The 19338-nt window shown below is 73.4% G+C and carries 16 protein-coding genes; 8 read left to right on the plus strand and 8 right to left on the minus strand.

Annotation, left to right across the window (positions count from 1 at the left end):
- Window positions 1-5 precede the first annotated feature (5 nt).
- Together ABLM29_RS10610 and ABLM29_RS10615 are read left to right on the plus strand one after the other, a co-directional pair.
- Entirely contained in the window at window positions 6-1253 is a 1248-nt protein-coding gene (locus tag ABLM29_RS10610; RefSeq protein WP_349714076.1) for a cytochrome P450, read from the plus strand.
- Between the two features lie 34 nt (window positions 1254-1287).
- Window positions 1288-1743, plus strand: a complete 456-nt coding sequence (locus tag ABLM29_RS10615) for a nuclear transport factor 2 family protein (protein ID WP_349714077.1) — start codon at window positions 1288-1290, stop codon at window positions 1741-1743.
- 390 nt (window positions 1744-2133) lie between these two features.
- On the opposite strand, the gene ABLM29_RS10620 is transcribed toward ABLM29_RS10615, so the two are convergent.
- Together ABLM29_RS10620 and ABLM29_RS10625 are read right to left on the minus strand one after the other, a co-directional pair.
- Entirely contained in the window at window positions 2134-3210 is a 1077-nt protein-coding gene (locus ABLM29_RS10620) for an NAD(P)H-dependent amine dehydrogenase family protein (RefSeq protein WP_349714078.1), read from the minus strand.
- Between the two features lie 11 nt (window positions 3211-3221).
- Window positions 3222-4484, minus strand: coding sequence for a hypothetical protein (locus tag ABLM29_RS10625; protein WP_349714079.1), 1263 nt, complete (start codon window positions 4482-4484; stop codon window positions 3222-3224).
- 200 nt (window positions 4485-4684) lie between these two features.
- Here ABLM29_RS10625 and ABLM29_RS10630 point away from each other — a divergent pair, with 200 nt between their 5' ends.
- Together ABLM29_RS10630 and ABLM29_RS10635 are read left to right on the plus strand one after the other, a co-directional pair.
- Window positions 4685-5947, plus strand: coding sequence for an NAD(P)-binding domain-containing protein (locus ABLM29_RS10630; RefSeq protein ID WP_349714080.1), 1263 nt, complete (start codon window positions 4685-4687; stop codon window positions 5945-5947).
- A 28-nt stretch (window positions 5948-5975) separates the two neighbouring features.
- Window positions 5976-6539: a TetR/AcrR family transcriptional regulator gene (locus ABLM29_RS10635; protein WP_349714081.1), complete on the plus strand. Its 564-nt coding sequence runs from the start codon at window positions 5976-5978 to the stop codon at window positions 6537-6539.
- A 12-nt stretch (window positions 6540-6551) separates the two neighbouring features.
- Here the strand turns inward: ABLM29_RS10635 and ABLM29_RS10640 are convergent, their stop codons facing one another.
- The 4 genes from ABLM29_RS10640 to ABLM29_RS10655 form a co-directional block, all read right to left on the minus strand.
- A complete protein-coding gene (locus ABLM29_RS10640; RefSeq protein ID WP_349714082.1) occupies window positions 6552-7205 on the minus strand; it encodes a TetR/AcrR family transcriptional regulator in 654 nt (217 codons plus the stop codon).
- Between the two features lie 62 nt (window positions 7206-7267).
- On the minus strand, window positions 7268-8113 hold the full coding sequence (locus ABLM29_RS10645; RefSeq protein WP_349714083.1) for an alpha/beta fold hydrolase: 846 nt from the start codon (window positions 8111-8113) through the stop codon (window positions 7268-7270).
- Window positions 8114-8119: 6 nt separating this feature from the next.
- Window positions 8120-9274 (minus strand): thiolase family protein, encoded by a 1155-nt coding sequence (locus tag ABLM29_RS10650; RefSeq protein WP_349714084.1) that lies wholly within the window; start codon window positions 9272-9274, stop codon window positions 8120-8122.
- 163 nt (window positions 9275-9437) lie between these two features.
- Window positions 9438-10157, minus strand: coding sequence for a histidine phosphatase family protein (locus tag ABLM29_RS10655; protein ID WP_349714085.1), 720 nt, complete (start codon window positions 10155-10157; stop codon window positions 9438-9440).
- Window positions 10158-10424: 267 nt separating this feature from the next.
- Here ABLM29_RS10655 and ABLM29_RS10660 point away from each other — a divergent pair, with 267 nt between their 5' ends.
- From ABLM29_RS10660 to ABLM29_RS10675, 4 genes are all read left to right on the plus strand, one after another.
- Window positions 10425-11660 (plus strand): ABC transporter substrate-binding protein, encoded by a 1236-nt coding sequence (locus ABLM29_RS10660; RefSeq protein WP_349714086.1) that lies wholly within the window; start codon window positions 10425-10427, stop codon window positions 11658-11660.
- A gap of 129 nt (window positions 11661-11789) precedes the next feature.
- Window positions 11790-14618 (plus strand): ABC transporter permease subunit, encoded by a 2829-nt coding sequence (locus ABLM29_RS10665; RefSeq protein ID WP_349714087.1) that lies wholly within the window; start codon window positions 11790-11792, stop codon window positions 14616-14618.
- Window positions 14615-15370 carry an ABC transporter ATP-binding protein gene (locus ABLM29_RS10670; RefSeq protein WP_349714088.1) on the plus strand — a complete coding sequence of 252 codons (756 nt, stop codon included), beginning with the start codon at window positions 14615-14617 and terminating at the stop codon, window positions 15368-15370. The genes ABLM29_RS10665 and ABLM29_RS10670 overlap by 4 nt, the downstream gene beginning before the upstream one ends.
- Window positions 15370-16329, plus strand: coding sequence for a bile acid:sodium symporter family protein (locus ABLM29_RS10675; protein WP_349714089.1), 960 nt, complete (start codon window positions 15370-15372; stop codon window positions 16327-16329). Before ABLM29_RS10670 ends, ABLM29_RS10675 begins: the two co-directional genes overlap by 1 nt.
- 110 nt (window positions 16330-16439) lie before the next feature.
- On the opposite strand, the gene ABLM29_RS10680 is transcribed toward ABLM29_RS10675, so the two are convergent.
- Both ABLM29_RS10680 and ABLM29_RS10685 read right to left on the minus strand, forming a co-directional pair.
- Window positions 16440-17606, minus strand: a complete 1167-nt coding sequence (locus ABLM29_RS10680; protein ID WP_349714090.1) for an acyl-CoA dehydrogenase family protein — start codon at window positions 17604-17606, stop codon at window positions 16440-16442.
- A 67-nt stretch (window positions 17607-17673) separates the two neighbouring features.
- The gene (locus tag ABLM29_RS10685) at window positions 17674-19335 is read right to left on the minus strand and encodes an ABC transporter permease (protein ID WP_349714091.1); all 1662 of its coding nucleotides are present in this window, start codon (window positions 19333-19335) and stop codon (window positions 17674-17676) included.
- Between the last annotated feature and the right edge of the window lie 3 nt (window positions 19336-19338).

A 19338-nucleotide genomic window follows, 5' to 3' on the forward strand; every position in this document is an offset into this window, starting at 1 on the left:
AGCGGATGACGACATCACCGCTGTCGGTCCCCACGACGACGGTCGACCCCACCGACCCCGACATGAACGAGGCCGGCCTGCCGCACGACGTGTTCCGCGAGATGCGGCGCAGCGGCCCGGTGGTCTGGGTCGAGCAGGAGGAGGGCTCGCGGCGCGGCATGCTGCCATCAGCGGGCTCCGGCTACTACGCGCTCACCTCCCACGCCGACGTCAGCGCCGTGTCGCGCAGCCGGGACTTCTCCGCCTTCGCGAACACCGCGATCGCCCGGACCAACGGTGAGGAGGTGACCCGCGAGTCGGTGGAGGCCACCCGGGTGATGCTCCTCAACCAGGACGAGCCGCACCACGGCGAGCTGCGCCGGATCGTCTCGCGCGCCTTCACAGCCCGCAGCGTCACCAGCCTGCACGACCTCACGCGCCAGCGCGCCCACGACCTGGTCGACCGCGCGCTCGCCGCCGGCTCCGGCGACTTCGTCGACCAGATCGCCGCCGAGCTGCCGCTGATGGTGATCGCCGACCTCCTCGGGCTGCCCCAGGAGGACCGGCGCAAGGTCTTCGACTGGTCGAACACGATGCTGGTCGACTCCGACCCGGAGATCCAGGGCGACGCGTCCGCCGCCGCCGCCGCGATCGTGATGTACGCCATGGAGCTGGCGGCCGACCGCAAGGCGAACCCGCGCGACGACCTGATCACCCGGCTGGTGCAGGCCGGCGAGGACGGCCGCGGGCTCACCGACGACGAGTTCGGCTTCTTCGTGATCCTGCTCGCCGTCGCCGGCAACGAGACCACCCGCAACGCGCTGACCCACGGCATGGCCGCCTTCCTCGACCACCCCGACCAGTGGCGGCTCTGGATGGAGGAGCGCCCGTCGACGATGGTCGACGAGGTGATCCGCTGGGCGACCCCGGTGACCGTGTTCCAGCGCACCGCGCTGCGCGACGTCGAGGTCGGCGGCACCCTGATCCCCGAGGGGAAGCGGGTCTGCCTCTTCTACGCCAGCGCCAACTTCGACGAGACGGTCTTCGACGACCCCTACACCTTCGACATCACGCGCGACCCCAACCCGCACGTCGCGTTCGGCGGGCACGGCGCGCACTACTGCCTCGGCGCCAACCTGGCCCGGCAGGAGGTGGCGGTGATGTTCGACGTCCTCGCCGACCGGGTCCCCGACATCGCGAAGGTGGCCGAGCCGCGGCGCCTGCGCCACTCGTGGATCCATGGGGTCAAGGAGCTGCAGGTCCGCTACGGGTGACGCGCGGCGGGCCGGGGATCGGCATGTGCGGGGTGTGTCGGTCGCGGCGGTTCGCCGCGCCTACCGCGGGCTGCCGACGGCATGGGGAGTCCGTGGCGGCCAGGCCGATAGGGCGGCGGAGGTACAAAGGCCCAAGGACGAGATCGGAGATGCGATGACGCCGGAAGAGGTCGTTCGTGCCCAGTTCGATGCATACCGCCGCCAGGACCGAGCCGCATCGGAAGCGCTGCTGGCACGGGATCTGACCTTCACCAGCCCGCAGGACGACCACATCGATCGGGATGCGTTCTTCGAGCGCTGCTTCCCGACCGCCGACCGGGTCTCACGTCAGGAGCTCCTACGAGTCGCTCCCGCGGGAGACGAGGACGTCTTCATCATGTACGAGTACGACCTGAAGACCGGTGGCACTCACCGCAACGCGGAGCTCATCACCGTGGTCGGCGGTCAGATCGTCGAGATACAGGTCTTCTTCGGAGGCGCGGCCGGCTGATCCAGCGGCGTGACGCCCGCCCCGTCGGATCGGGCGTCGCGCTCGCGGCGACATGGGCTGGGGTGGGCGTTGGGCATGTAACACGCTGTTCGGCGCTCTGGTCGGTCGTTGGCGTTGGTTCGATCCCGTTGCGGCGTGCTGGAAGCGACGGGAACGGCCGGGTAGGCCGGTGGACAGCGTGTTACATGCCCCACCGGGCTGATGCGATCCGGGTCGCGTGCCTGAGGCATCGGGATTCCGATGTGTGGGGCACACGACCCCGCCCACGCTCGGCGGCGGCTCGGGTCGTGTGCCTGAGGCATCGCGATGCCGGGGTCTCAGGCACACGACCCCGGTCCAGCGCTCGTGGCGTCGCGGGGAGGAGCTTGCTCGTCCCGTCGCCTCGAGTGGTCAGCCGCCGAAGCCCTGCAGGCTGGAGACCAGGGGCAGGTCCGCCGCGGTCAGTACGCCGGGGGCTGCGCCGTGCACGTGGGGGACCGCGTTGACCACGTGCATGGCCGTGGCCACGCTCGCCGCGCGCACGTGGTCGGCCATCTCCCGGGGGTGCTCGAAGCTGGCCAGGGTGATCAGGTGCGCCTGGACCGACGGGTCGCCCTCGATCCGCACCGTCCACCCGTGGTCGTGCTCGGGCCAGTCGGTGTCGACGCCGCCGAGCGTCCAGATCGCCTCGATGACGACCCGCTCCTCGCCGGCGTGCCGGCCGACCCAGCGGAACCGCTGGCCGTTGACGGTGCCGGGCTCGACGACGCGATCGAAGACCTTGACGGGCTCCATCGCCACCGCGATCTCGTGCTCGACGACGACCTCGTCGAGCGCGGCCCGCAGGCTGTCCCCGAGCAGCCATACCTGCTGCGCGAACAGGTCGGAGGTGAACGCGAGCGACGGAGCGAGGTCGAGGGTCACCTCCTCCGGCGGGCGGCCGAAGCGCATCTGCTCGAAGGTGATCTCGGTGCTCTCGTAGACCGACCAGTCGGCGCGCTCGACGATCGTCAGCCGCTCCAGGCGGCGCACCAGGCCGGAGAGGGCGAGCGGGGCGGCGGCGCTGAAGCCGCCGGGGTTGAGCCCCGAGGCGTGGAACGAGGTGCCGCCGTCGCGGCAGGCGCGGGTCAGCTGCTCGCGCTGGTCATCGGGCAGCCGCTCCGGGTGGAAGGCGAAGGCGGTGGTGACGACGTCGACGCCGCGGGCGAGCAGCAGGCAGACGTCGTCCAGCGACGGCGTACGGGGTGCGTAGACGACCACGTCGGGCCGGCCCTCCAGCAGCCGCTCGACGTCGAGCGTCGCGGTGACGCCGACCGGGGCGCGCCCGGCCAGTTCGCCGACGTCGACGCCGTCCTTGTCGGGCGAGGTGACCAGGGCGCCGGCGAGGACCAGGCCCGGGGCATCCAGCACACCGCGGATCGCCTCCTGTCCGACCGCGCCGGTGGCCCACTGGGCGACGCGGATCGCCGGGGTCGACTGCTCGTTCACGTGCGGCCTCCTCAGACGGGGGTGATGTTCAGCGGGATGACGGTGCCGGGGACGCCCCGGTCCTCGAAGACCCAGCCGGCGCCGGCGGAGAGGTAGGTCAGCTTCACCTCGTCGCGCCGCTCGGCCGGCGTGGCCGAGCGCGCCATCCGGACGACCAGCACGTCGCCCTCGGCGGTGTGCTCGGTCGTCCCGCTCACCTCGCACCAGTGGGCGTCGACCCCGACCCCGAGTGCCTCGAAGGGTTCGAGATGGGCGGTGGAGAGCGTGGACTGCCAGGCCAGGTCCCGCGCCGCCGGGCCGTCCAGCGGCACCCGGACGACGACCTCGTCGCCCTCGACCGCCGCGCGGACGCCGCAGTACTCCAGCGGCTTGAACGCCGGGTGCAGGTTGACCACGGTGGCGACGTCCTCGGCGGTGTCGCCGAGGCCGAGGCAGTCCCTGAGCCGGGCCGCGGTGAGACCGGCGACCCCGGTGAACTGCTTGCGCGACATCTCCGCCGCGGTGTCGCGGTCGGCGCGCCGCTCGACCGAGCGCTCGAAGGCGAGCGCCAGCAGGTGGTGCTGGAGGGCGACCTCGTCGGCGAGCCGGAGCAGCGCCGAGCGCGACCACTGGTCGAACCGGATGTCGGTGAAGAGCGGGCCGGTGTAGTCGTTGAGGCCGCTCGCGTCGTCCGCGTCGATCGGGGCGAGCGGCAGCGACGCGCACTCGGTCCCCTCGACGACCACCGCCTCCTGCGGTGTCGGCAGCGGCTCGTTGTCGGGGTCGATCGAGATCAGCCAGTGGCAGTGCGGCGTCCGGTCGGCCGGTACCCGCGGCGGCCGGTGCACCGGGCGGAACCGCGCCCTCGGGTTGGTCGCCGTCGCCGTCGCGTCGAAGGTCGGGTCCTGGATGTCGTGGCACATCAGCCGCACGATCTCCTCGCCCAGGGGCTCCGCGTCGACCAGGGCGCCGCAGAACTCGTTGCGGAAGCCGCCGTGGTACGGATCGTCGAGGAAGTAGCGGAAGTCCAGGAACTGCGGGGGCGCCCCGACGTCGAACTGAAGGACCTTGCAGATGTCCTCGACCGTGTCGCCGGTGACCTGGAGCGCCTCGCGCAGTCGCCGCGTGTAGACCGGGCTCGCGCCCATCCACTCCTCGATGGCGACGTCCTTCTGCCCCTCCGGGCCGAACTCGCCGAGCAGGTAGGCCATCGCGGCCCGATCGATCATGTGGCCGCTGAGCATCAGCTCGGGCAGCAGCCGGGCGAGCTGGTCGCGGGTCAGGTCCTGGTACACGGATCCGTCCTTGGATGGTGTGGGAGGCAAGCTGGAGGGCACTATTTAGTCATATGTTCAGACGAGGGTCCAGGGGTCCGGCGTCAATCCTGGACAACTGTTTGATCAACTGCCTACATTGTGGCGACCACCCACCGCATCGCGGCGCCCGGACCCGGCGCGCCGCGGGCCGGGTCGCCGCCACCACGAGGAGCCGTCCGATGACCACGACCACCACCGACGCCGCCGCCGACCTGCCGACCGGTCGGCCGCGTGCCGGCGTCATCGGGCTCGGCATGATCGGTGCCGGCGTCGCCGTCAGCCTGGCCGCGAGCGGGGCGCCCGCGGCCGCCGTCCACGACGTACGCCCCGACGCCGCCGACGGTCTCGAGGGCGTCCCCGCGCTGTCCGCGACCCCGGGTGACGTGGCCCGCGTCAGTGACGTGGTCGTCCTCGCCGTGGTCACGGCCGACCAGGCGAGGGAGGTGCTGGAGGGGGAGCGCGGCGTGCTCGCCGCGGCCCGGCCGGGCCTGGTCGTGGTGCTGCTCTCGACCGTCTCGCTCGCTGCGGTGCGCGACCTGGGCGAGCTGTGTGCCCGGCACGAGGTGTCGTTGCTCGACGCCGGAGTCACGAACGGGACCTCGGCCGCCAAGAAGGGGCTGGTGACCATGGTCGGCGGCCCCGACGAGGCCGTCGGTCGCGCGATGCCGGTGCTGGAGGGCTTCTCCAAGGCTGTCGTGCACTGCGGCGCGAGCGGCACCGGCATGGTCGCGAAGCTCGCCCGCAACCTGACCACCTACGCGCAGTGGGCGGCGGTCCGCGAGGCGACGTCGTTGGCCGCCGCCGGCGGGGTCGCGCCCGAGAAGCTCCTCGAGGTGCTCCGCCAGGGCAACGGCGGCGTCGGGCCGCTGCTCCACCTCGACCTGCTGGCCCAGGGCTGGCAGGTCCCCGCCGACCAGGTCGAGTCCGCCGCCGGCCTGGCCGAGAAGGACCTGGCCGCGGCGCAGGAGCTCGCCGGCGAGCTGGGGGTCGAGGTGCCCCTGGCCGACGTGACCCGCCCGCGGGTCCGTCCCGTGTACGAGGGGTCGCTCGAGGAGCCGCTGCCCGACGAGCCCCGGGCCCGGGGCCTGGCCATGATGGACCGGGTCTACGGCGACGGCTACAGCGCCAACGTCACCGAGCCGTCGCTCGCGTCGCCGTCGGTCGAGCAGACGGTCGACCACCTCTTCGCCGAGGTGTGGGGTCGGGGCCGGCTCACCGTCCGCGACCGCCGCCTGGTCACGCTGGGGCTCACCGCGATGCTCGGCCGTGCGGACCTGCTCGAGGTCCAGCTGCGGGGAGCGGTCGCCGCCGGAGAGCTCACCGACGACCAGCTGCGCGAGCTGGCGCTGCACCTGCACCACTACGCCGGGTGGCCGAACGGCACCAATGCGATGGCCGCGACCGAGAAGCTGATCGCGCTGCGCGCGGCCGGCAGGCTCTGAGGGGCCGACGCCTTAGGCTGGCGTCCTGATGAGCACTCCCTACGCACTGCCGCACCCCGGGCTGAACGCCCGGCAGGTCGAGACCGTCGAGCGGCTGTTCGCCGCCACCGAGGCGCTGCTGGACGAGATGCCGTACGACGAGCTGACGATCCGCCTGATCGCGGCCCGCGCCGGACTGTCCCCGGCGACGGCGTACACCTACTTCTCCAGCAAGGACCACCTGTTCGCGACGCTCTACTGGCGGCTGGTCGCGACGGCCGAGGGGCCGGAGCTCGCCGGCGACCCGCGTGAGCGGCTGCGCCAGGTCGTGCGCTGGATCGCGGCCCTGGTGGGCGCGTCGCCGGCGCTGGCGACGGCCGCCAACAAGAGCCTGCTCGGTGGCGATCCCGCGGTCGCGGAGCTGCGGCTGGCGATTGGTCGCCACTTCGTCGGGCTCTTCGCGGAGGCGCTCGGTGAGGACGCCCGGCCGGGGCTGGTGCGCACGCTGGAGTACGTGCTGACGGGTGCGATGGTCGAGGCCGGCGCCGGGATCGTGGCGTTCGACGACCTGGCCGAGGAGCTGGTGGCGGCCGTCGACATCGTCACCGGGTAGGGCGCGCCCCGGTCAGTCGGAGAGTGGTGCGGTGAGCCCGGCGGCGGTGAACGCGGCGAGGTCGGCCAGGAACTCCGGGTCGATGCCGCGCGCGTCGACCGCGGAGGTGTAGCCCTGGCGGTCCGCGGTCGACAGCGCGGTCAGCATCGCGAACATCGCGATCCCGGTACGCCGGCGCATCGGCCGCTCCGGCCAGTCGGTCGCGCGCGACACCGCCTGGGCGAAGAGGGCGTTGACGCTGCGGTCCTCCAGGCGGTCGTAGAAGGACGAGTAGCGGCTGGTCGCCGCCCAGGTCATCACCCGCAGCCAGTTCAGCCCCGCCTCGGGGTCCTCCTCGACCACGGCCGCCAGGGGGTCGAGGATGGCGCGGACCACCGCCAGCGCGGTGACCTCGCCGGGCTCTCGCGCCAGGGCTGCCAGCCGCTCGCGGGTCGCCTCGCCGACCGGCGCGCCGCGGCGCGAGACGACGGCGGCCGCCAGCGCCTCCTTGGTGGGGAAGTGGTAGGTGACCGCCGCCGGCGCGACGCCGGCCTCGCGGGCCACGGCGCGGAGGGAGACGGCATCGACGCTGCTCTCGCCGAACATCCGCTCGGCGGTGTCGATCAGCACCGTCGGCACGTCGACGTCGTTGCGGCGGCCGGGTCGGCGGGCGGGAGCGGAGGTCATCCGGCCAGCCTACGCGGCCTTTTGATCAGTTCGCCAGATTCTCGGCGGCCTCCGCGCGTCCCTCAGTCATGGGGCCCCGCCGGGCGCTCCGGGCCTGCGATCCGCTCGCGGCACCAGTCGACGACGCCCTGCGCGACCGCGCCGTCGTCGGCGTCGAGCACCCGGTGGCCGGCGCCGTCGACCGTGCGGTGGGTGACGTCCGCCGCCGCCACGCTGCGGGCGAACGCGGCGGAGGTGCGCGGGTCCGTGACGCGGTCGGCCGAGCCGCGGACGACGAGCGTGGGGCGCTCCCACGCGTCCACGGCGTCGAGCACCAGCGCGCTGCTGTCGGCTGCGGTGACGCCCAGGGCCAGCGAGACCTGGCGGCCGCCGTCGCGGGCCGCACCCTCCGGGTGCATCGGCAGCGTCCTCCGCCCGAGTGCCGCCATCAGGCCCATGGATCGCCGCTCGACCCGGCTGAGGCGGCGCGAGAAGGCGGGACTGACCAGCACGACCCCCCGCACCGGTGGCGCCGCCGCCGGACGACGGGCGTCCTCCACGACGGCGCGTGCCGTGAGCACGCCGCCCAGGGAGTACCCCAGGAGGAAGGTCGGGAGACCGGTGTCGGTCGCGCGGCCCCGGACGGCGCGGTGGTCGAGGGCGGCGCGCCGGATGCTGGCGTGCCCGCGCGCGCCGGGGGAGTCGCCGTGGCCCCACAGGTCGAGGGCCAGCACCGTGAACCCGGCGTCCACCAGGCGCGGGACGAGGGCCCCGTGCTGGGTGACGAAGCTGTGGGCGTCCTCGTTGATGCCGTGCTGGAGGACGATCGTCGCGACGGGCTCCCGCGGCGTCCACGTGTGCACCGCGACGCCGGACGGCAGTCGGTCGGTGGCCGCGTACGTCGTCGGCCCGTCGTCGGGGTGGCGCATCGCGGATCAGGCGATCTCGAGGACCATGGCCGACCCCATCCCTCCGCCGGCGCACATCGAGACCACGCCGACGGACGCGCCGCGGCGGCGCAGCTCGTGGATCATCGTCACGACCATGCGTGCGCCGGTGGCGGCGATGGGGTGGCCCAGGCTCGCGCCGCTCCCGTTGACGTTGACCCGCGTGGCGTCCAGGCCCAGCGCGCGGACGGCCGCGACCGGGACCGAGCAGAAGGCCTCGTTGATCTCGAACAGGTCGACGTCCTCCAGGGTGAGGCCCGCGCGCTCGAGTGCCTTCGGGATCGCCGTGGACGGCGCCGTCCCGGTCAGCTCCGGCGGCACGCCCACGGCGGCCCAGGAGCGGATCCGGGCGAGCGGCTCGAGGCCGTGCGCGGTGGCGAAGTCGCTGGCGGTGATCGCGACGGCCGCGGCCGCGTCGTTGAGCCCCGCCGCGTTCCCCGCGGTGACGGTCGGGTGGTCCAGGTCCGGCTTCAGCACCGGCAGCGCAGCGAGCACCTCCAGGGTGGTGCCGCGACGGGGGTGCTCGTCGGTGTCGAACCGGCCCCCGGCGTGCTCGACCGGCACGATCTCGGCCGCGAAGCCGCCGGCGTCCTGGGTCGCGACGGCCCGTGCGTGGCTGTAGACGGCCCACTCGTCGACGTCGGTCCGGGTCAGGCCTGCGTGGCGGGCCGTGTTCTCCCCGACGGTGAGCGGCATGTCGAAGGCCGGTGCCTGCGGGGTCGAGGGATTCGGCTCCGACATCCACCACGCGGGGGTGCCGTCGGGCCCCGGCTTCGTGGTCATCGGCTGGGTGCTCATCGACTCGGTACCGCCGGCGACGACCACCCGGTCCATCCCGGCGCGGATGGAGGCCGCGGCGGTGGCCAGTGCCGTGAGGCCCGACGCGCAGTGGCGGTTGGTGGCTTGGGCGGGCACGCCGGGCATGCCGAGCCGGACGGCGACGTTGCGCCCGATCACACCGCCGCCCTGGTAGCTCTCGGCGAGCACGAGGTCGTCGATGGCCGCGGCGGGAAAGCCGGCTCGCTCGATGGCCGCGCCGACCGCGACCTCGGCCAGCTCGAACGCGTCGACCCGGGCGAGCGAGCCCTTCCGGGCGCGCCCGATCGGGGTGCGGGCGGCAGAGACGATCAGTGCGTCGGGCATCGGTGATCCTTTCCCGCGGCGGCGCCGGGGTCGGCGCGCGTCGTCGCGGAGCGGTGGGGGACGGACCGACCCTAGGACGATGCTGGACAGGTGTCTAGGCGGATGATCAGCAGGCCGCCGCGACCCGGTCGGCTTCGCGGGTCGCGGCGGCGCTGCGCGGCTGTCACGGCAAGGGGGTGCCGTCCCAGGTCAGGCAGGTCAGCGTGCCGTTCCGCTCCAGGCGGGCCTCGATGATGCCGGTGTTCGGCAGCGGGTGGCGCAGGGCGAACTCGGCGGGCACCGGGGTGGCGCAGGTGGCGGGCAGCATCAGCCCGAGCACGGCGCCGTGGGCGACGACGACGCCGGTGCCGCGGTCGTTGCGGTGCTCGGCCACCACCGAGGCCCACCACTCGCCCCAGCGCGCGGCGACCTCGTCGTAGCTCTCTCCGCCGAACCCCTGGTCGCGATCGACGCCGTTGAGCCACTTCGTGAGGATCTCGTAGAGGTACAGCTGCGGGTTCACGTCCTCCGGGAACGCCTCGACGTCGAACCCCACCTCGCTGATGCCCGCGTCGGCGATCAGCGGGAGGTCGTGGTCGGCGGCGACGTCGTCGCCGGTCTGGAAGGCCCGCACCATCATCGAGGTGTAGACGGCGTCGATCGGCTCGTCGTGCAGTGCCTCGGCGAGCGCGGCCGCCTGCTCGATGCCCTCCGCGTTGAGCTCCTCCTCGGGCGGGGAGTAGTCGGTCGCGGCGTGCCGGACGAAGAGCAGCGTGTAGCCGTTCTCCGGGCGGGGGGCTCGATCGCCGGTTGCCACGGCGGCGTCGCTGGCGGTGAGCGTGCCGGCGGCGATCAGGGGGAGTGTCGCCGCGAGTACGGCGAGGGGGCGGATGCGTCGGTGCATGGGGACCTCCGTCTCGTCGGCCATGCCGGTCGGTCATGGCTCGCGGGGCGTAGTCAGACATGAATCTGGGCAACTGTCCAGATCTGCCGCGTTGACCTTCGGCGCCAATCTGAACGGGTGGGCAAATTCTGGGGCGAGGCCCCTTGACAGGTGTCTAGCCGAATGATCAAACTCGGATCAATTGTGATTGCCATCACGTAGTCGAGGGCGCTGGGAACGGCGTCGGGTGGCTACGGCCGAGGGCCGACCCGTGCGGAGGATGAGTCGATGCGTAGCAAGATCACTGGCGGCAGGGGGACTGCGATCGCGCTCGTGGGCTGCCTGGCACTGCTGGGTGCCTGCAGCGAGAGCGGAGCCACGTCTCCGGCCGAGGACAAGGCGGCCTCCGACGTGGCGGACCTCGGCGAGCCGAACGAGGCGACCGGCTCCCCGGTCAAGGTCGGCTTCCTCTCCGAGGGCAAGACCGAGGGGATCGACGGCACCGCCACCGAGGAGGGCGCGCAGGCCGCGGTCGACTACGCCAACGACTACCTCGGCGGCATGAACGGCCACGTGATCGAGCTCGAGACCTGCGGCACCGGCGGCACCCCGTCGGGCGCCACGGCCTGCAGCGTGAAGTTCGCCAAGGACGGCGTGGTCGCGGTGCTCGTCGGCACCTCCGGCCAGGACCACTCGGCGTTCGAGGCGCTCGACGGGTCCGGCATCGGCTTCATGATCAACAACACCGCCGACCCCGACATCATGGGCAGCGACCGCGGGTTCGTCCTCAACAACCCGCTCGGGCTCGCCGGCGCCCAGCTCGGCATCGCGAAGGACAACGACGTCAAGCGCGGCGCGATCGTCGTGGTCGACGTCCCGTCGGCCACCGGCCCCGTCGAGTCGCTGTCGCGGCCGGCGTACGAGGCGGCCGGGATCGAGCTCGACCTGATCCCGATCTCGCCCCAGGTCGCCGACCCGACCGCGCAGGTCCAGCAGGCGATCAGCAGCGGCGCCGAGCAGTTCACGATCCTGGGCAGCACCGAGTTCGTCGCCGCGGTGATCAAGGCCGCCAAGCAGCTCGGGTTCACCGGCCCGCTGGTCACGCAGGTGAGCGTCTTCCCGGCCGACCTGGTCGCCGGCATCCCCGGCGGCCTGGAGGGCGTCCGCTCGATCACGAACCTCAGCAAGGACCCCGAGGACGAGGACCGCAAGACCTACAACGCGGTCGTCGACGAGTACGGCGTCGCGTCGTCGGGTGACTTCACCGAGATCGGCTACCAGACGGTGACGGCCTTCCTCCGCGCCGTCGGGACCGACCCCGAGGCCGGGGACGCGAAGTCCGTGCTCGCGGTGCTGCAGAAGATGCGGTCGCTGCAGATGCTGCCGCTGGGCAATGGCCTCACGTTCCAGTGCGGCGTGAACAGGGTGGCCTCCTTCCTGCCCGGCATCTGCCTGAGCCAGGTTCTGGTGGCCACGCTCGGCGAGGACGGCGTCCCGACCGAGGAGAAGGTCTTCTCCGGCTGACGACCCCGGTCGGTGCCCCCAGCGCCCGGAAGCCCGGGGGCACCGACCGGCCCTTCCGGCACCGCCCGCCTCACCGCCCGCGCGTCCCGCGCACCTCCCGAGCACCCGAGCCCGAGGTCAGGTCACCCCATGTCCCAGCACGTCGTCTTCCTCTTCTTCGGCCTGGCCAACGGCGCGATCTACGCCGCGCTGGCGCTCACCCTGGTGATCACCTTCCGCAGCAGCGGGGTGGTCAACCTCAGCACCGGGACGATGGCGCTGTTCGGCGCCTACACCTATGCGTTCCTGCGGCGCGGCGAGCTGTTCATCCCCGTGCCGGGGCTGCCGGCGACCGTCAGCATCGGCGACCCGCTCACCTTCTGGTCGGCGCTGCTGATCGCGACGCTCATCTGCGCCGTCTTCGGGCTGATCCTCTACCTGCTCGTGTTCCGTCCGATCCGGGCGGTGCCGGCGGTCGGCAAGGCGGTCGCCTCGATCGGCGTCATGCTGACCCTCTCGGGGCTGTTCCTGCAGCGGATCGGGACCAAGGGCGTGCAGACCGAGCCGATCCTGCCGGTCGACGCCTGGGAGATCGGCGGCGTCCGGGTCACCAGCGACCGGGTGTGGTTCGCGCTGATCGTGCTCGGCATGGCCCTGGCCCTGGCCGGGCTCTACCGGTTCACCCGCTTCGGCCTGCTCACCCGCGCCGCCGCCGAGACCGAGAAGGGCGCCTGCGTCAGCGGCATCCGCCCGGACCGGATCGCCGCGATCAACTGGATGATCAGCGCCGCGGTCGCGTCCGTGGCGGGGATCCTGATCTCGCCGATCGTGGCGCTCACGCCCAGCCGGTTCACGCTGCTCATCGTGCCCGCGCTGGCCGCGGCGGTGCTCGGCAACTTCCAGCGGATCCTGCCCGCGGTGCTGGGTGGCCTGGCGATCGGGATGGTGCAGTCCGACCTCACCTACCTCGCCGGGCAGTACGACTGGCTGCCCACCTCGGGCCGAGACGAGCTGGTCGCGCTGCTGGTCATCCTGATCGTGCTGGTCGCCCGCGCCAAGCCGCTGCCCAGCCGCGGCGTGGTCGGCCGGGCCTCGACCGGTCGCGCGCCCCGTCCGCGGTCGATCCTGCTGCCGACGGTCGTCGGCCTGGTCGTCGGCGGGATCGCGATGGTCGCCTTCCAGGGGGAGTGGCGGGTCGCCCTGATCACCAGCCTCATCTTCGGGATCGTCGCGCTCTCGCAGGTGGTCGTCACCGGCTACGCCGGTCAGATCTCCTTCGCCCAGCTCACGCTCGCCGGCGTCGCGGGGTTCACGCTGGCCACGCTGACCACCAGCTGGGGCATCCCGTTCCCGCTCGCGCCGCTGCTCGCCGCCACCGTGGCCGCAGTGGTCGGCGTGGCGGTCGGGCTCCCGGCGCTGCGTGTCCGCGGGCTCCCGGTCGCCGTGGTCACCCTGGCGATGGCCGTTGCGCTGGAGGCCGTCTGGTTCCACAACCCCGACTACGTCGGCACCGTCGGCGCCGAGGTCACCGGCCCCGAGCTGTTCGGCATCGACCTGCGGGCACGCATCGGCCTGGACTACCCGCGGCTCCCGTTCGGGCTGCTCGTGCTCGGCGTCCTGGTCGCGGTGGCCGTGGCGGTCGCCCGGCTGCGCCTGTCCCGGCTCGGGTCCCAGATGCTCGCCGTCCGCGCCAACGAGCGCTCGGCCGCCGGAGCCGGCGTCGCCGTGGTGCGGGTGAAGCTGATCGCCTTCGCCATCGGCGCCTTCATCGCGGGCCTGGGCGGCAGCATGCTCGCCTACATGGAGGGCACGGTCACCTTCGCCTCCTTCACCGCCCTCCTGGGCATCACCGTCTTCGCGATGGCCTACCTGGCCGGCATCACCAGCGTGTCGGGCGGCATCGTCGCCGGCGTCGCCGGGGTCGGCGGGTTGATGGCCTACCTGCTGCACAACGGCGTCGACGTCGGGGACGGGTACGGCGTGATCACCGGCATCGGCCTGGTGATCACCGTGATCGCCAACCCCGAGGGGATCGTCGGGCCGATCCACGAGGCGATCGCCCGGCGGCGGCGCAAGGCGGCCCTCGCCGCGGCCCCGGAGGGAGCGGACCCCACGTCGGCGAGCGCCGACGAGGACGCGCTCGGCGGTCGGCTCGAGCCGATGCCCCCGGTCGAGGGTGGCGAGGTGGTGCTCGACGCCGTGGGCGTGCGGGTGCGGTACGGCGGCGTGGTCGCCGTCGCCGGCGTCGACCTGACCGTGAGGTCGGGGACCATCGTCGGCCTGATCGGCCCCAACGGCGCCGGGAAGACCACCCTGCTCGACGCGCTGACCGGCTTCACCACCGCCGAGGGTTCGGTCGCGCTGGCCGGCGCCGACCTGTCGGGCCGCCGCCCCCACCAGCGGGTCCGGGCCGGGCTGGGGCGGACGTTCCAGCACACCGAGCTCTACGAGGACATGACCGTCGCGGAGAACGTCGTGGTCGGCGCGGCCGCGGCGGTCGGCCGCGAGCCGCGCGAGCTGGCCGACGTCCTCGAGCTCCTCGACCTGGCGCCGTACGCCGAGCGCCCGGTCAGCGAGCTCTCCCAGGGCCGCCGGCAGCTGGTCGCGATCGCCCGGGCGCTGATCGGCAACCCGAGCGTGCTGCTGCTCGACGAGCCCGCGGGCGGCCTGGACAGCAACGAGAGCCAGTGGCTCGGGCTGCGGCTGCGCCGGCTGCGCGACGCCGGGGTCGCGATCCTGCTGGTCGACCACGACATGCACCTGGTGCTCAACGTCTGCGACGACATCTACGTCCTCGACTTCGGCGAGGTCATCGCCCACGCGGCCCCGGCGGGGATCCGCAGCGACCCGCGGGTGGCCGCGGCGTACCTCGGCTCGTCCCACGCGGAGCAGCACGTGGAGGAGCACGTCGAGGAGCATCCGGACGGTCCCGACGACCGTCCGGAGGACCGGGAGCTCGAGGGAGGGGTGGTCCGATGAGCCAGACCATGCAGACCGAGCCCGACGTCGACCAGGCCTCCGTGCCGCTGCTGGAGTGCCGCGGCGTGCGGGCCGGGTACGGCGACATCACCGTCGTCCGCGAGCTCGACCTGGCCGCCGCGCCCGGCTCGGTGGTCGCGGTGCTCGGCCCCAACGGCGCCGGCAAGACGACCCTGCTCACCACCCTCGCGGGGCTGCTGAAGGCCCAGGCCGGTGAGGTGCGCATCGACGGGTCGCCGATCCGGGCCGGGCAGCCCGCCGCCGCCTCCGCGGCCGGTGTGGTCCTGGTGCCCGACGACCGGGCGCTGTTCACCACGCTGACGGTGGAGGAGAACATCCGCGCCGCCCGCGGCGGCCGATCCCGCGACGCGCTGGACCGGGTCTTCGGCTGGTTCCCGGCGCTGGCCGACCGCCGCCGGCTGGCCGCCGGCTCGCTGTCCGGCGGCGAGCAGCAGATGCTCGCCGTCGCCCGCGCCCTGGTGCAGGACCCCCGGGTGCTGCTGGTCGACGAGATGTCGATGGGCCTGGCGCCGGTGATCGTGGAGGACCTGATGCCGATGGTGCGCCGCGTCGCCGACGACACCGGCGCGGTCGTCGTACTGGTCGAGCAGCACGTCCGACTCGCCCTCGAGGTGGCCGACCGAGGGCTGGTGCTGGTGCACGGCGAGGTCGTCCTCGACCGTCCCGCCGCCGAGCTGGCCGCGGACCCCGACACCCTGGAACGGGCCTACCTCGGAGAAGGAGTGGCGTGATGACGATGGACCTGATCCCGCTGGCGGCCGGGGGCATCAACGATGTCTCCACCGAGCTCAACCCCGCCTTCCAGTTCGCGATGAAGGCCCTGATCGCGGTCTTCCTGCTCGGGGTCGCCCTCGACAGCAAGCCGTCGGACTTCCGCGTCGTCGCCCGCCGCCCGTGGGTCTTCGCCGCCGTGCTGGGCACCCAGTACGTCGTGCTGCCGGCGATCACCGTCGGGCTGATCGCGGTCCTCGACGTCGTCCCGTCCGTGGCGCTGGGCATGGTCTTCGTCGTCTGCTGCCCCTCGGGCAGCCTGTCGAACCTGATGACCCACCGGGCGCACGGCGACGTCGCGCTCTCGGTCTCGCTGACGACCGCCTCGAACGGGGTCGCGCTGATCGCCACCCCGCTCGCCTTCGCCTTCTGGGGCTCGATCAACCCCGAGACCGACCAGCTGATGCGGACCATCCACCTGGACGCCCTCGAGATGGCGTTCCAGATCGTCTTCCTCATCGGCGTCCCGTTCGCCATCGGCATCTGGATCGCCCACCGCTGGCCCGACGTCGCCGCCCGGATGCGCAAGCCGGTCGAGATCGGCACCCTCGTGGTGCTGACCACGGTCTCCCTCGGCGCGCTCGCCGGGAAGCTCGACATCATGCTCGCCCACCTCGGTGCCGTGGCCCTGGCCGTGCTCATCCAGAACGCCGTCTCCTTCGGCGCCGGGTACGGCGTCGGCCGGGCCATGCGACTCCCCGAGCACAGCGTGCGCGCCACCACCATCGAGATCGGCATGCGCAACACCGGCCTCGCGCTGATCCTCGTCCTCGCCTACTTCGACGGCCTCGGCGGAGCCGTGCTCCTGGTCGCCGCCTGGGCGGTCTGGGACGTGCTCGTCGGGCTCGGCGTGGCGCAGACCTGGCGGCGCCGCGGCGCCCCGGTCGGCGCGCCGGAGCCGGCCGCGGAGCGCGGCTGAGGGCCATCCGGTGACCCGCCGGGTCCGCGTCACATGGATTCTGGTCGCTTCCGGGCTCGCAACCCAACGAGAATCCATGTGACGCGGGCGAACGGTGACCGCAGATGCCCTCAGCGGTGCCAGAGCCGCCCGTCGCCACCCTTGTCGAGCGAGCGGCCGATCACCAGGCGCTGGATCTGGTTGGTGCCCTCGAAGATCTGCATCACCTTCGCCTCGCGCATGAACCGCTCGACCGGGAAGTCCTTGGTGTAGCCGGCGCCGCCGAGCACCTGCACCGCGTCGGTGGTCACCCTCATCGCGTTGTCCGTGGCGACGAGCTTGGCGACCGAGGCCTCCCGGCCGTAGGGGAGGCCGGCGTCCTTGAGGCGGGCGGCGTGCAGCGTGGCGGCGCGGGCCGTCTGGATCGCCGCCTCCATGTCGGCCAGCAGGAACGAGAGCCCCTGGTGGTCGATGATCCGGGCGCCGAAGGTCTCCCGGTGCCGGGCGTAGGCGAGGGCGTGGTCGAGCGCGCCCTGGGCCAGGCCGGTGGCGACGGCGGCGATGCCCAGGCGACCCGCGTCCAGGCCGGCGAGCGCGATCCGCAGGCCCTCGCCCTCCTCACCGAGGCGCCGCTCGACGGGCACCCGGACCCCGTCGAACCGCATGGTCGCGGTCGCCGACGCGGTCAGGCCCATCTTGTGCTCCGGCGGATCCGCGGTCAGCCCGTCGGCGTCGCCGGGGACCAGGAAGCACGAGATGTCGCCCCGCCCGTCGCCGGTGCGGGCCATCACCTTGTAGTAGTCCGCCCGGCCGCCGTGCGTGGTCCACGCCTTCGCGCCGGTGATCACGTACTCGTCGCCCTCGCGCCGGGCGCGGGTGGTCATCGCGGCGGGATCCGATCCGGCGTGCGGCTCGGAGAGGCAGTAGGCGCCGAGCAGGTCGCCGGCCAGCATGTCGGGCAGCCACCGCTGCCGCTGCTCCTCGGTGCCCGCGGTGGCCAGCCCGAAGCAGCTCAGCGCGTGCACGGAGACGCCGACCCCGACGCTCGCCCAGACGGCGCCGATCTCCTCCAGCACCTGGAGGTAGACCTCGTAGGGCAGCCCGCCACCGCCGTACTGCTCGGGGTAGGGGAGCCCCAGCACGCCGGCCTGGCCGAGCAGCCGGAACGTCTCGCGGGGGAACTGCTCGTCGCGCTCCGCGTCGGCGACCAGCGGCGCCAACTCCTTGGTGGCCAGGTCGCGGACCAGGCCGACCAGGTCGACGGCCTCCTCGGAGGGCAGCAGGCGGGAGGCGGGCACGGAGCTCCTTCGGTCGCGTGACGGGGCGTGTCGACGATACCCGGAGGGACTCCGCGGGCCGCGCCGGTCACACCGGCAGCGTCAGGTCGCGTCGCCGCAGCGCGAGCAGCGCGACCACGACGAGGGCGACGGCGACGCCGATGAGGGCCAGCACCGCGCCGACCGTCACGGGCACCGCCGGCGCCTGGGGGCTGTGGGTGAAGGGTGAGAGGTCCTGGAGCCACCCGGGCAGGCCCAGGGTGGGGCCGAACATCGGGCCGGCGACGAGCGCGGCCAGCACCACCGTCCAGCCCAGCGGCACCGACCGGGACGGCGCCAGGGAGACGGCGGCGAGCACGGCGGCGCCGACGACCAGCGCGGCCGGCAGCTGTGCCAGCGCTGCGCCGACCAGGTCCGCGACCAGCCCGGCGGTGTCGCCGAGGACCGGGCCGGAGGTCAGGCCCATGCTGGCGCCGAAGACCACCAGGAGGGCGGCCGAGCCGGCGACGCCGTTGACGACGTGGCCGGCCACCCACCGGGGCCGCGTGACGCCGGTGGCGAGCACCGACTCGAGCGTGCCGCCGGCCTCGTCCACCCGCATCCGCAGCAGCACCTGGACCAGGTAGATCGCCACGAACATCCCGGCCATCTGGATGATCGACGCCTGGTAGCCGTCGACGACCACGTCGCTGCCCCCGGTCTGGGTCCACCAGTCCTGGGCGTCGCCCTCGAGGTCCTGGATCTGCTCGGTGAGCGTGCCGAAGATCAGCCCGAACGCCCCGAGGGTGACCGCCCAGCCGACGAAGGCGCCGCGCTGGAGGCGCCAGGTGAGGCCGACCGGGCTGAGCAGCCAGCGCGCCGCGGAGCCGTGTCCCCGACGCTCCGGCCAGAGTCCCCGGCCCAGGTCGCGCCGCGCGGCGAGCGCCGCCGCCGCGGCGAGGAGCAGGACGAGTGCCGCGGCGGCCAGGAGCAGCGGCGCCCAGGTGGCGTCGCTGAACGGGCGGGTCTGCTGGCCCCACCCGATCGGGGAGAGCCAGGACGGCCAGGCGCTGGTCACCCGCAGGCCGGCCTCGTCCACGGTGCCGAGCATGTTGCCGACGCCGGCGAGCACGAACGCGGCGCCCAGCGCACCGGCCGCGGCGCCGGCCGCCCCGCGGGTGGTGGAGGAGAGCTGGCAGGCCACGGCGGCGACGCCGACCCAGACCGCCCCGACCGCGGCGATCGAGGCCCCGGCCAGGAAGGCGCCCGCGACCGGCTGGCCGGCGGCGACGATCGCCAGACCCAGCACGATCGCGAGGACGACGTCGGTGGCCAGCGCGACGATCACCGCCGCGGCCAGGGCGGCGTACCGCCCGACCACCGTGGAGCCGAGCACCTCGGCGCGGCCGAGCTCCTCGTTCTGGCGGGTGTGCCGGATGACGGCGAACGTGCTCATCAGGGCCGCGAGCGCCGCGAGCATGACGAACTCGCGGTGCAGCAGGTAGCCGCCGATCGTCGGCCCCGACGTCAGGCCGATCAGCCGCATGCCCGTGTTGGTCGCCACCAACCGGGTCTCCTGCTCCAGGTAGGCGGCGTCGGACAGGGTGTCCGCGAACAGGGCCGTGGTCGCCGCGACGAAGAGCCCGAGGCCGGCCCACCAGGCGACCGCGGTCCACCGGTCGCGCCGCGCCGCGAGGCGCGTCAGGCGGACGGTGCCCGCGAGCTGCTCGGCCAGCCGTGCGGGCGCCGTCGCGGACATCGTCGCGGTCATCGC

The organism is Nocardioides sp. YIM 152588, from assembly GCF_040191335.1.
GTDB lineage: Bacteria > Actinomycetota > Actinomycetes > Propionibacteriales > Nocardioidaceae > Nocardioides.